This window comes from Nonomuraea sp. NPDC049655 (assembly GCF_044465465.1).
GTDB lineage: Bacteria > Actinomycetota > Actinomycetes > Streptosporangiales > Streptosporangiaceae > Nonomuraea.
The window spans coordinates 220132-232873 of record NZ_JBITLS010000017.1; the positions used below are offsets into that span (position 1 = coordinate 220132).

At 70.0% G+C, this 12742-nt stretch carries 12 protein-coding genes; 11 read left to right on the forward strand and 1 reads right to left on the reverse strand.

Annotated elements, in window-relative coordinates; genetic code table 11:
• Positions 1–12: 12 nt before the first annotated feature.
• The 3 genes from speB to ACIBQ6_RS43410 are packed head-to-tail and all read left to right on the forward strand — an operon-like array spanning position 13 to position 3103.
• On the forward strand, positions 13–945 hold the full coding sequence (gene speB / locus ACIBQ6_RS43400; RefSeq protein ID WP_358283807.1) for an agmatinase: 933 nt from the start codon (positions 13–15) through the stop codon (positions 943–945).
• On the forward strand, positions 942–2447 hold the full coding sequence (locus ACIBQ6_RS43405; protein ID WP_397218706.1) for a purine-cytosine permease family protein: 1506 nt from the start codon (positions 942–944) through the stop codon (positions 2445–2447). Before speB ends, ACIBQ6_RS43405 begins: the two co-directional genes overlap by 4 nt.
• Positions 2447–3103, forward strand: coding sequence for a cyclase family protein (locus ACIBQ6_RS43410; protein WP_358283926.1), 657 nt, complete (start codon positions 2447–2449; stop codon positions 3101–3103). The genes ACIBQ6_RS43405 and ACIBQ6_RS43410 overlap by 1 nt, the downstream gene beginning before the upstream one ends.
• Here ACIBQ6_RS43410 and ACIBQ6_RS43415 read toward each other — a convergent pair.
• A complete protein-coding gene (locus ACIBQ6_RS43415) occupies positions 3100–3591 on the reverse strand; it encodes an Lrp/AsnC family transcriptional regulator (RefSeq protein WP_352322709.1) in 492 nt (163 codons plus the stop codon). The genes ACIBQ6_RS43410 and ACIBQ6_RS43415 overlap by 4 nt on opposite strands.
• A 203-nt stretch (positions 3592–3794) precedes the next feature.
• Here ACIBQ6_RS43415 and ACIBQ6_RS43420 point away from each other — a divergent pair, with 203 nt between their 5' ends.
• The 8 genes from ACIBQ6_RS43420 to ACIBQ6_RS43455 all read left to right on the forward strand — a co-directional run bounded on the left by ACIBQ6_RS43420 (position 3795) and on the right by ACIBQ6_RS43455 (position 12725).
• Positions 3795–5228, forward strand: a complete 1434-nt coding sequence (locus ACIBQ6_RS43420; protein WP_358283811.1) for a gamma-aminobutyraldehyde dehydrogenase — start codon at positions 3795–3797, stop codon at positions 5226–5228.
• 15 nt (positions 5229–5243) lie between these two features.
• Positions 5244–6311 (forward strand): ABC transporter ATP-binding protein, encoded by a 1068-nt coding sequence (locus ACIBQ6_RS43425; RefSeq protein WP_358283813.1) that lies wholly within the window; start codon positions 5244–5246, stop codon positions 6309–6311.
• Positions 6312–6359: 48 nt separating this feature from the next.
• Entirely contained in the window at positions 6360–7553 is a 1194-nt protein-coding gene (locus tag ACIBQ6_RS43430; RefSeq protein WP_397218707.1) for a spermidine/putrescine ABC transporter substrate-binding protein, read from the forward strand.
• A 2-nt stretch (positions 7554–7555) separates the two neighbouring features.
• On the forward strand, positions 7556–8407 hold the full coding sequence (locus ACIBQ6_RS43435) for an ABC transporter permease (RefSeq protein WP_358283817.1): 852 nt from the start codon (positions 7556–7558) through the stop codon (positions 8405–8407).
• A 14-nt stretch (positions 8408–8421) separates the two neighbouring features.
• Positions 8422–9216 (forward strand): ABC transporter permease, encoded by a 795-nt coding sequence (locus tag ACIBQ6_RS43440; RefSeq protein ID WP_358283819.1) that lies wholly within the window; start codon positions 8422–8424, stop codon positions 9214–9216.
• A 176-nt stretch (positions 9217–9392) separates the two neighbouring features.
• Positions 9393–10787: an FAD-dependent oxidoreductase gene (locus ACIBQ6_RS43445; protein ID WP_358283821.1), complete on the forward strand. Its 1395-nt coding sequence runs from the start codon at positions 9393–9395 to the stop codon at positions 10785–10787.
• 60 nt (positions 10788–10847) lie between these two features.
• Positions 10848–11741 carry an alpha/beta hydrolase gene (locus ACIBQ6_RS43450; protein WP_397218708.1) on the forward strand — a complete coding sequence of 298 codons (894 nt, stop codon included), beginning with the start codon at positions 10848–10850 and terminating at the stop codon, positions 11739–11741.
• 39 nt (positions 11742–11780) lie between these two features.
• The gene (locus tag ACIBQ6_RS43455; RefSeq protein ID WP_358283824.1) at positions 11781–12725 is read left to right on the forward strand and encodes a zinc-binding dehydrogenase; all 945 of its coding nucleotides are present in this window, start codon (positions 11781–11783) and stop codon (positions 12723–12725) included.
• Positions 12726–12742 lie beyond the last annotated feature (17 nt).

A 12742-nucleotide genomic window follows, 5' to 3' on the forward strand; every position in this document is an offset into this window, starting at 1 on the left:
ACACTGACGAACATGCACATCGGTCCCGTCGACTCCTCTCGGGTCCCGCGTTTCGCCGGGCCCGCCACCTTCGCCCGGCTGCCCCGGCTCGACCAGGTCGAGCGGGCGGACGTGGCCGTCGTGGGCGTGCCCTTCGACGCGGGCGTGTCCTACCGTCCGGGCGCCCGGTTCGGCCCCGCCGCCGTACGGGAGGCCAGCCGGTTGCTGCGGCCCTACCATCCGGGGCTGGACGTCTCGCCGTTCGAGCGCGTCCAGGTCGCCGACGCCGGTGACATCGCGGCGAACCCGTTCGACATCGGCGAGGCCGTCGAGACCATCGAGGCCGCGGCCGACGAGCTGGACGCCCGGCTGGTCACCATCGGCGGCGACCACACGATCGCGCTGCCGCTGCTGCGCTCGGCGGCCAGGAAGCACGGCCCCGTGGCGCTGCTGCACTTCGACGCGCACCTCGACACCTGGGACACCTACTTCGGCGCCGAGTACACCCACGGCACCCCCTTCCGCCGGGCGGTCGAGGAGGGCATCCTCGACACCGAGGCGCTCAGCCACGTCGGCATCCGGGGCCCGCTGTACGGCAAGAAGGACCTGGAGGACGACCGGCGGCTCGGCTTCGGCATCCTGACCGCCGCCGACGTGCTCCGCCGCGGCCTGGACGAGGTCATCGACGTGCTTCGGCAGCGCGTCGGCGACCGCCCGCTCTACGTCTCCGTCGACATCGACGTGCTCGACCCCGCCCACGCCCCCGGCACCGGCACGCCGGAGGCCGGCGGGCTCACCAGCCGGGAGCTGCTGGAGATCCTCCGCGGTCTGGCCGGCTGCCGCCTGATCGGGGCCGACGTGGTCGAGGTGGCCCCCGCCTACGACCACGCCGAGATCACCTCGGTCGCCGCCTCCCACGTGGCCTACGACCTCGTCAGCCTGCTGGCGATGCAGGAGAAGACATGAGCATCACCGAGATCGAGACCTACGGCGTCGAGCGCATCCCCGACGCCGACCGCACCGCCGGGCCGTTCGACCTGTTCCGGGTCGCCTTCGGGGGCGCGAACACGTTCGCCACCTGCGTGCTGGGCGCCTTCCCCATCCTGTTCGGCCTGTCGTTCTGGCAGGGGCTCGCGGCCACCGTGCTCGGCCTGGTGGTCGGGGCGCTGATCCTGGCCCCGCTGTCGCTGTTCGGGCCGCTCAACGGCACCAACAACGCCGTCTCCTCCTCGGCCCACCTGGGCGTGCACGGCCGGGTGGTCGGCTCGTTCCTGTCGCTGCTGACCGCCATCGCGTTCTTCTCGATCTCGGTGTGGTCGTCGGGCGACGCGCTGGTGGGCGGCGCGCACCGGCTCGTCGGCCTGCCCGACACCGACCTGTCCTACGGGGTGGCCTACGCCGTCTTCGCCCTGCTCGTCCTCGTGGTCTGCGTGTACGGCTTCCGCTTCATGCTGTTCGTCAACAAGATCGCGGTCGCGGCGGCGTCGCTGCTGTTCGTGCTCGGGCTGTTCGCCTTCGCCGGGGACTTCGACCCGTCCTACCCCGGGACGCTGGCGGCCGGCGACCCGCTGTTCTGGCCGTCGTTCATCGGCGCGGCGCTGATCGTGTTGTCGAACCCCGTGTCCTTCGGCGCCTTCCTGGGCGACTGGTCCCGCTACATCCCGGCCTCGACCCCGCGCTCCCGCGTGATGGCGGCGGCCTTCCTGTCGCAGCTCGCCACCATCCTGCCGTTCTTCTTCGGGCTGGCCACCGCCTCGATCATCGCCGCCAAGGCCGCCGAGTACGTCGACCCGGCCGCGCCCAACTACGTGGGCGGGCTGCTGGCGATCTCGCCGGCCTGGTACTTCGTCCCGGTCTGCCTGATCGCGCTGATCGGCGGCATGTCCACCGGCACCACCTCCCTGTACGGGACCGGGCTCGACTTCTCCAGCGTGTTCCCGCGCTTCTCCCGGGTGCAGGCGACCGTCTTCATCGGCACCCTGTCGATCGTGTTCATCTTCGTCGGGCGCTTCGCGGCGAACCTGACGGCCAGCATCTCCACGTTCGCCACGCTGATCATCACCTGCACCGCGCCCTGGATGGTGATCATGATGCTCGGCTACGTGACCCGCAGGGGCTGGTACGACCCCGACGCTTTGCAGGTCTTCAACCGGCGGCAGCGCGGCGGGCGGTACTGGTTCACCCACGGCTGGAACTGGCGCGGCCTCACCGCGTGGCTGCTCGCGGCCGCCGTGGCGCTGATGTTCGTGAACCTGCCGGGCCAGTTCGTCGGGCCGCTGGGCGACCTGGCCGGCGGCGTGGACGTCTCGCTGCCGCTGGGCCTCGCGGTCGCGGCCGTGCTCTACCTGACGCTGCTCGCGCTCTTCCCCGAACCGCGCGAGGTGTACGGCCCGCAGGGCCCGCGCCTGGTGCGCTCGGCCGACACGCCGATCCTGCCCATCGTGGACGCGGCAGAATCGATGGCGTGATGGAACTCGTCGACCTGTCGGTGCCCGTCGAGACGGGGATGCCGGTCTACCCGGGCGATCCCGAGGTCTCGGTCGCCCCCGCGCTCACCGTCGCCCGCGACGGCGTCAACGTGCTGGGCCTGCACCTCGGCTCGCAGTCGGGCACCCACGTCGACGCCCCCTTCCACATCGACGACGCGCTGCCGGCGCTCGGCGACCTGCCGCTGTCCCGCTTCGCCGGGCCGGCCGTGGTGGCCGACGCCCGGGGGCTCGCGCCCCGGTCGCCGATCGGGGCCGGGCTGCTCGACGGCCCGGCCTGGCCGTCCGGCGGCGACGCGCCGATCGTGCTGGTCGCGACCGGCTGGTCGGCCCACTGGGGCGGCGAGTCCTACCAGGCCCATCCCTTCCTCACCGAGGAGGCCGCCACGCTGCTGGTCGAGCGGGGCGTGCGCACGGTCGGCATCGACGCGCTGAGCGTCGATCCGACGCCGGCCGACGACTTCCCTGCCCACCGCGTCCTGTGCGGGGCGCACGCCGTGATCGCCGAGAACCTCACCGGCCTCGACCGGCTGCTGGACGCCCAGGCCCGGGGGCGGCCGATCGAGGTCTGGATGATGCCGCTGCGGCTGGACGGCGCCGACGGCGCGCCCGTGCGGGCCGTGGCGCGGATCGGTTAGCGCGTGCCCCAGGAGTACGACTGCTTGCGCAGCTTCAGGTACACGAACGACTCCGTGGCCCGGACGGCGGGGATGGCGCGGATCTTGCTGAGGATCTCCAGCAGGTGCCCGTCGCCCTCGCAGACCACCTCGACGATCACATCGAAGGAGCCCGCCGTGAGCACCACGTAGTCGATCTCCTCGATGGCCGACAGCTCGTCGGCCACCGACTCCAGGTCGCCCTCGCAGTTGACCCCGATCATCGCCTGGCGGGGGAAGCCGAGGGTGAGGGGGTCGGTGACCGCGACGATCTGCATCACCCCGGCGTCCTGCAACCGCTGGACGCGCTGGCGGACCGCGGCCTCGGAGAGCCCGACGGCCTTGCCGATCGCCGCGTAGGGCATGCGCCCGTCTGACTGGAGCTGCTCGATGATCTGCTTGGAGAGATCGTCGAGCACGACGGGCCCGGAACTGGCGTTGTTTCGTCGTACGCGGGGCGGCGTCGTCATGTCAGAGGAATCCTCCTAGCGGTCCGGCGTTACGGGGGCGTTCCCGCTCGATTGCCGTCCTGGTGCGACATGTTGTCAGTTCTTGGCGGTGTGTCAAGCGAATTCGTAGCAATTTGATATCTTCACCACGAAATCCCTTGTCCAGATGCATCTGCTCTGTAAGAGTCGCGGCATCTCAGCCACCTCAACGAGGAGGTCGTGCATTGACCACCCGTCTGCAGAACTTCATCAACGGTGAGTTCGTGGACGCCCAGAGCGGCCGGTTCTCCGACATCATCGACCCTTGCACGGGCGAGGCCTACCTTCAGGCCCCGATCTCCGGCGTCGAGGACGTCGACGCGGCCTACGCCGCGGCGGCCGCCGCGTTCGAGTCGTGGGGTCGGACCACCCCCGGTGAGCGGGCGAACCTGCTGCTCAAGGTCGCCGACGCGATCGACGCCCGGGCCGACGAGATCAACGAGGCCGAGTGCCTCAACACCGGCAAGCCCCGCGCCCGCATGGCCGAGGACGAGACACCGGTAGCGGCCGACCACTTCCGCTTCTTCGCCGGCGCCGCGCGCACCCTGGAGGGCCCCACGGCCGGGGAGTTCCTCGCCGAGCACACCAGCGTCATCAGGCACGAGCCCATCGGCGTCGTCGGCCAGGTCACCCCCTGGAACTACCCGATGATGATGGCCGTGTGGAAGATCGCCCCGGCGCTGGCCGCCGGGAACACGATCGTCCTCAAGCCGTCGGACACCACCCCGGCCTCCACGCTCAAGCTGGCCGAGATCGTCGGCTCGGTGCTGCCGCCCGGCGTCTTCAACGTCGTCACCGGCGACCGCGAGACCGGCGCGCTCGTCGTGGGCCACCCGACCGCCGCCATGGTGGCGATCACCGGCTCCGTCGGCGCGGGCATGGCGGTCGCCAAGAGCGCCGCCGACGACCTCAAGCGGGTGCACCTGGAGCTCGGCGGCAAGGCGCCGGTCGTGGTCTTCGAGGACGTCAAGGACCTCGCCAAGGCCGCCGCCGACATCGCCGCCGCCGGTCTCTACAACGCCGGCCAGGACTGCACCGCGGCCTGCCGCGTGCTCGTCCAGGAGAGCGTGCACGACGAGTTCGTGGCCGCGCTGACCGAGGCCGCCGCCGCGACCGTGACCGGCGACCTGGGCAACGAGGAAGCGCTCTACGGCCCGCTCAACAACGAGAACCAGCTCGCCAGGGTCCAGGGCTTCATCGACCGGGTCCCCGGCCACGCCAAGGTGCTCACCGGCGGCAACCGCGTCGGCGACAAGGGCTATTTCTTCGCCCCGACCGTCGTGGACGGCCTGCGTCAGGACGACGAGATGGTGCAGAACGAGGTCTTCGGCCCCGTCATCACCGTCCAGACGTTCACCGACGAGGCCGACGCGCTGGCCAAGGCCAACGACGTCAAGTACGGCCTGTCCAGCTCGGTGTGGACCTCCGACCACGGCCGCGCCATGCGCATGTCGAACCGCCTCGACTTCGGCGTGGTCTGGGTCAACACGCACATCCCGTTCGTCTCGGAGATGCCGCACGGCGGCTTCAAGCACTCCGGGTACGGCAAGGACCTGTCGGTGTTCGGTCTGCACGACTACACCAGGGTCAAGCACGTCATGCACTACATCGGCGAATAAGGACGAGCCCTGGACATGACCGAGCTATCCGCGATTCAGCTTGAGGACGTCGTCAAGGAGTACCTCTCGCACGGCGAGGTCGTCCAGGCGGTCAAGGGTGTGTCGCTGGACATCGCCGAGGGGGAGTTCTTCTCCCTCCTCGGCCCGTCCGGATGCGGCAAGACCACGACCATGAGGATGATCGCCGGCTTCGAGGAGCCCACCAAGGGGCTCGTGAGGCTGCACGGCAAGGACGTCACCGACGTCCCGCCGAACAAGCGCGACGTCAACATGGTCTTCCAGTCCTACGCCCTGTTCCCGCACATGAGCGTGTGGGACAACGTGGCGTTCGGCCTGAAGCAGCGCAAGACGCCGCCGGAGGAGATCCGGCGGCGGGTCGGCGAGATGCTGGAGATCGTCGACCTGACCGGCCGGGAGAAGCGCCGGCCGCGCGAGATGTCCGGCGGCCAGCAGCAGCGCGTGGCGCTGGCCCGCGCGCTGGTCAACCGGCCGCGGGCGCTGCTGCTCGACGAGCCCCTCGGCGCGCTCGACCTCAAGCTGCGCCAGGCCATGCAGATCGAGCTCAAGCGCATCCAGCGCGAGGTCGGCATCACGTTCGTGTACGTGACGCACGACCAGAACGAGGCTCTGACCATGAGCGACAGGATCGCCGTGATGAACGACGGGCTGGTCGAGCAGCTGGCGAGCCCGCGGGAGATCTACGAACGGCCGGCCACCGCGTTCGTGGCGGGGTTCATCGGCACCTCCAACCTGATCACCGGGACGGTGACCGGCGGGGTGCTGGCGATCGGCGGCGGCCGGGTGCTGGTGCCGGGCCACGAGGGCGACGTGACGGTGACCGTCCGCCCCGAGAAGATCACGATCTGCGCGGACGAACCGGGACCCGGGCTGAGCGCCGTCCCCGGGACCGTCACGGAGATGGTCTACCTGGGCACCTCCAACAGCTACGCGGTGCAGCTCGCCGACGGGGCCGAGATGACCGTTTTCGAGCAGAACGCGCACGACGCGACGGCGACCGCGGAGCGGGGCGACTCCGTGTGGCTGTCGTGGGAGGCGCAGCACTCTTATGTGATTGGAAGTTGATAGCACCCCATGAACCCCCGCCAGATCACCCCCGCCCTCCTGAGGGGCATGACCCAGCTCCGCACCCGCCGCGACTTCTTCCGTGTCACCGGCCTGTCCGCCGCCGGCCTCGCGCTCGCCGCCTGTGGCGTGCAGGGCCAGAAGGCCGCCCCTCCGAAGGCCGACGCCGTCCAGGACTACTGGTCCAAGCAGAGCAAGCACGGCAAGCTCGTCTTCGCCAACTGGCCCGAGTACATGCCCGAGGACCAGGCCCCGCTGAAGAAGTTCACCCAGACCACCGGGATCTCCGTGGAGTACAAGGAGGTCATCCAGGAGAACGCGGAGTTCTTCGGCAAGGCCGACCCCGTGCTCCGCGCCGGCCAGTCGCTCGGCTACGACATCATCGTGATGACCAACGGCGTGCAGCTCCAGCACATGGTCGAGCTCGGCTACATCGTGCCGCTCGACCACAGCCGGATGCCGAACTTCCTGGCCAACGCCGGTGACAAGTACAAGGAACGCGCCTACGACCCGGGCAACCAGTACACGATGCCCTACTCCTCGGGCGTGACCGGCATCGCGTACAACACCAAGTACGTCAAGGACGACATCACCAGCATCGAGGCCCTGTTCGACCCCAAGTACAAGGGCCGGGTCGGGATGATGGCCGACGCGCAGGAGATCGGCAACTTCGGGATGTTCGCGCTGGGCGTCGATCCGGAGAAGTCGACCGAGGCCGACTGGAAGAAGGCCGGGGAGAGGCTCAAGCAGCAGCGCGACGCGGGAATCGTCCGGAAATATTACGACCAGAGCTACATCGACGCGGTCTCCAAGGGCGACGTCTGGCTGACCATGGCCTGGTCGGGCGACATCTTCCAGCGGCAGCTCGCCGGCGAGCCGGTCAAGTTCGTGGTGCCGGCGGAGGGCGGCACGATCTGGACCGACAACATGCTCATCCCCAAGGGCGCGGCCAACCCCGTGGACGCGCTCACCCTCATGGACTACCTGTACCAGCCCGCGGTGGCCGCCGAACTGGATGAGTTCATCCAGTTCGTCACCCCGGTCCCGGCCGTGCAGGACCTCCTGCGCGAGAAGGCCACGACGGCCAAGGGCGAGGACAAGAAGGCCCTGGAGGACATGGTGGACAGCTCGCTCATGTTCCCCTCGGAGGCCGACTACGCCAAGCTGCGCACCTACACCACGCTGACCACCCAGCAGGAGCAGGTGTTCAACTCCATCTTCCAGTCGATCACCCAGGCATAGCCATGAAACGGCTCACCCCCTACCTGCTCGCCCTGCCGAGCTGGCTGTGGCTGGCGATCTTCCTGGTCGTGCCCATGGTGGCGATGGCGTCGGTCTCGCTCCAGACGGGCAACGCCATCGACGGCTACGCGATGACGTTCAGCTTCTCCAACTACGCCGACGCGCTCGGCAGGTACAGCGACCAGCTGCTGCGCTCGCTCCTGTACGGCGGCCTGGCCACGGTGGCCATGCTGGTGATCGGGTACCCGGTGGCGTACTGGATCGCCTTCAAGGGCGGCAGCCGCAAGTCGGTGTACCTGTTCCTGCTGCTGCTGCCGTTCTTCGTGTCGTTCGTGCTGCGGACGATCTCGTGGAACTTCCTGCTGGCCGACAACGGCATCCTGTTCGGGACGCTGAAGGGCTGGGGGCTGCTGCCGGAGGGCTTCCACGTGCTGGCCACGACCGTGGCCGTGGTGGGCGGGCTCACCTACAACTTCCTGCCGTTCATGATCCTGCCGATCTACGTGGCCCTGGAGCGGGTGGACCCGCGGGTGGTGGAGGCGGCCCAGGACCTGTACGCCACCCGCGCCGGGGCCTTCCGCCGGGTGGTGCTGCCGCTGTCGCTGCCCGGCGTCTTCGCCGGCGTGCTGATGACGTTCGTGCCAGCGACGGCCGACCCGGTCAACGCGCAGATCCTCGGCGGCACGGCCAACACCATGATCGGCAACATCATCCAGACCGAGTACCTGACCAACCTCGACTACCCGACCGCCTCGGCGCTGTCGTTCACGCTGATGGCGATCCTGCTGGTGGGCATCTTCGTCTACGCCCGCGCGCTCGGCACCGAGAACGTCCTGGAGGCGGCGGCGCGATGAGCGGTGAGCGAGCAATGAGCAGGGGCACGCGGGGCAGGTTCGGCGACCGCCTGCTGCACGTCTACACCTGGCTGATCATCCTGTGGCTGTCGTCGCCGATCGCCGTCATGATCCTGTTCGGCTTCAACGACAAGAAGAGCAAGTCGAACACGAGCTGGCAGGGCTTCACCCTCAAGTGGTACGGCGAGCTCTTCGAGATCTCCGACCTGACCACGGCGCTGCGCAACTCCATCGTGATCGCCCTGGTCAGCACCGTCATCACGGTCGTCATCGGGACGATGCTGGGCCTGGCCGTCGGCCGGCACCGCTTCCGCGGCCTCAGCGCCACGAACTTCCTGGTCTTCGCCGCCATCTCCACGCCGGAGCTGGTGATGGGGGCCTCGCTGCTGTCGCTGTTCGTCTCGGGCAACGTGCCGCGCGACGGCAACACGATCATCGTCGCGCACGTGCTGTTCTCGCTCTCCTTCGTCGTGGTGACGGTCAGGGCGCGGGTCATCACGCTCGACCCGTCGCTGGAGGAGGCGGCCAAGGACCTCGGCGCGACCGCCTGGGGCACGTTCCGGCAGGTGACGCTGCCCTCGATCATGCCGGGCGTGCTCGCGGGCGCGATGCTCTCCTTCGCGCTGTCGATCGACGACTACGTGGTGACGAGCTTCGTCAACGGCTCGACCGTCACCTTCCCCCTGTGGATCGTGGGTGCGGTGAAGACCGGCATTCCACCGCAGGTCAACGTGATGGGTACGCTCATCTTCGGGATCGGTGTGCTGATCGCCGTGGCGAACGCCGTGGCCGCCAGACGCCGCGCCTAGGATCTGCTCCAACAGGCTTTCCCCCCGCGATCCGGCGGGGGGATTGGTGTATTCCGACCAAGAACAGGGAGGCGAGATCGGATTTCGGCGGGGGGAACCCGCGCGTGATCACATCATGCTTTTGGATCCCGCAATCAACAAAGAACAACTAAGACTTTCGTAGGGAAGTGGGATTTGTGGATCCGCTGAAGGCGCTGGCTGACGCGGAGCGCAAGCCGTACTGGCTGGACAGCCCGGCCAGACCCGAGCCGCGCGCGCGGCTCATCGGAAACACCGACGCCGACCTGGTCGTCGTCGGAGGAGGCTTCTCGGGGCTCTGGACGGCCCTGATGGCCAAGGAACGTGACCCTTCGCTGGACGTGGTCCTGCTCGAAGGGCGCAGGATCGGCTGGGCGGCGACCGGCCGCAACGGCGGGTTCTGCATGGCGACCCTCACCCATGGCCTGGCCAACGGCCTGGAACGGTGGCCGGAGGACATCGGCCGCCTCGAACGCATGGGCGTGGACAACCTCGACGAGATCGAGCGCACGCTGGAGCGGCACGGCATCGACTGCTCCTTCGAGCGCACCGGAGAGCTGCACGTGGCCACCGAGCCGTGGCAGCTCGACTCGCTGGGCGAACACCTGGACCTGATCTCCGAGCTCGGCCTCGACTACGTGCCGATGGACGAGCGGCAGGTGCGGGCCGAGGTCAACTCGCCGACCTACCTGGGCGGCCTGTGGGAACGCAGCGGCTGCGCCATGCTGGACCCGGCGCGGCTGGCCTGGGGGTTGCGCGAGGCGTGCCTGCGGCTCGGCGTACGGGTCTTCGAGCGCAGCCCGGTGCGTTCGCTGCGCGACGACGGCACGACGATCACCCTGCGCACCCCGTACGGGTCGGTCGTGGGCCGCCGGGTGGCGCTGGGCACGGGGGTCTTCCCGCCCCTGCTGCGCAGGCTCAAGCACTTCGTCGTCCCGGTGTACGACTACGCCCTGATGACCGAGCCGCTGAGCGCGGCCCAGCTCGCCGAGGTGGGCTGGCACAACCGGCAGGGCGTCGGCGACTCGGGCAACCAGTTCCACTACTACCGGCTCACCGACGACAACCGCATCCTGTGGGGCGGCTACGACGCGGTCTACTACAACGGCGGCCTGGTCAAGCCGGAGTACGAGCAGCGCGACGAGACGTTCGTCAAGCTGGCCGAGCACTTCGCCACCACGTTCCCGCAGCTCTCCCAGGTGCGTTTCACGCACCGCTGGGGCGGCGTGATCGACACCTGCAGCCGCTTCAGCGCCTTCTACGGCACGGCGCACGGCGGCCGGCTGGCCTACGCCGTGGGCTACACCGGCATGGGCGTCGGGGCCACCAGGTTCGGCGCGAACGTGATGCTCGACCTGCTGTCGGGGGAGGCCACCGAGCGGACCGAGCTGCGGATGGTCAAGGAGAAGCCGGTGCCGTTCCCGCCCGAGCCGGTCCGGTCGGGGGTGATCCAGTTCACCCGGTGGTCGATCGCCCAGGCCGACCAGCATCAGGGCAAGCGCAACCTGTGGCTGCGCACGCTCGACAGGATGGGCCTCGGGTTCGACTCCTGATCCGGTGTTCCGAGGGGGCGCCGGGCCCGCCCGCGGCGGGCCTGGCGCACACTTGTCACCATGAAAGTCGAGTTCGCCGCCGACGGCGTGCGCCTGACCGGTGACCTGCGGACGCCCGAGGGCACGGGCCCCTGGCCGGGGCTGGTGCTCACCGGGCCGTTCACCGGGGTGCGCGACCAGGTCACCGGCCTGTACGCCGAACGGCTGGCCCGGCGCGGCTACGTGACGCTGTCCTTCGACCACCGCAACTGGGGCGAGTCCGGCGGCGAGCCGCGCGGGCACGAGGATCCGCAGGGCAAGCTGGCCGACCTGCGGGCGGCGGTGTCGCTGCTGCGCTCGCGCCCCGAGGTGGACGGCGACCTGATCGGCGCGGTCGGCATCTGCCTGGGCGCGGGGTACGCGCTGAGGTTCGCCGCCTTCGACCCGCGTGTACGGGCGTTCGCGGGCATCGCCGGGGCCTACAACAACCCGTACACGATGCGGTCCGGCATGGACTACCAGGCGGCGCTGGCCGGGTTCGCCGGCGTGCTGGAGCGGCAGGACCGGGGCGGCCCGGTCGAGTACCTGCCCGCCGTGGCCGAGGAGGGCGAGGCCGCGATGCCGGGCGACAAGCCGTTCGCCTACTACGGCACCGAGCGCGGGGCCTCCGCCTCCTGGCGGAACGCGGTGACCCGGGCCGGGCTGCGCGAGCTGATCACCATGGACAACATGATGGGCGCCGACTTCCTGTCGCCGAAGCCCGCCCTGATCGTGCACGGCGTGATCGACAGGTTCTGCCCGCCCGAAGGGGCCGAGGAGGCGTTCAGGCGGCTCGACCAGCCCAAGAGGCTCGTCTGGGTGGACGCCAAGCAGCACATCGACCTCTACGACCGCGAGCCGTACGTGTCGCAGGCCGTGGACGCCACCGCGGACTTCCTCGCCGAGCACCTCCGGCCGGGAGGCTCCGGAGCCTGACGTCTACGCTGGGGGGTATCGCACTGAATGGGGGGATTCATGCGTGCCATCCAGTTCACCCGCTTCGGCGGTCCGGAGGTGCTCGAAGAGGCCGAGGTGCCCGACCCGGTCGTGGGGCCGGGCCAGGTGCTGGTCGACGTCGAGGCCGCGGGGCTGAACTTCGCCGACGTGCGGCAGATCTCCGGCCACTACTCCGCCCCCGACCGCCTGCCGCACATCCCCGGCAGCGAGGTCGTCGGGCTCGATCCCCGGGGGCGGCGGGTGATGGGCTTCACCGCCAACGGCTACGCCTCCAGGGCCGTCCTGGACGAGGGCGACGTCGTGGTCGTGCCCGGCTCGCTGCGGGCCGGGGAGGCGCTGGCGCTGCTCGTGCAGGGGCTCACCGCCTGGCACCTGCTGCGCTCGTCGGCGCGGCTCAGGGAGGGCGAGAGCGTGGTCGTCCACTCCGGCGCGGGCGGCGTCGGCAGCCTGGCCGTGCAGCTCGCCAAGGTGTTCGGGGCCGGACGCGTGATCGCCACCGCCTCCAGCGAGGACAAACGCTCGCTCGCCCTCGACCTCGGCGCGGACGCCGCCGTGGACGGCGCGGCCGACGGGTACGCCGAGCGCGTCATCGAGGCCAACGGCGACCGGCCGGTGGACGTCGTGCTCGACGCCGTCGGCGGCGCGGTCTTCGACGCGGCGCTGACCGTGCTGGCCCCCTTCGGGCGGCTGGTGAGCTACGGGTCGTCGTCGGGGGAGCAGGCCGCGCCGGTCGAGGTCGCGCGGCTCACCGCGGGCAACCTCGCCGTCCTCGGGTTCTGGCTGCGTCCGCTGCGGGGGCGGCGGGAGATGGTCGGGCCCCCGCTGGGCGAGCTGCTCGCGCTGACCGCGGCCGGGCGGCTGAGGCCGCTGGTGGGCGGCGAGTACCCGCTGGCGGAGGCCGGCCGGGCCGTGGCCGACCTGGCCGGACGGCGAACTGTCGGAAAGGTGGTGCTCCTGCCCTGACGTGCAGGGTGTGACCA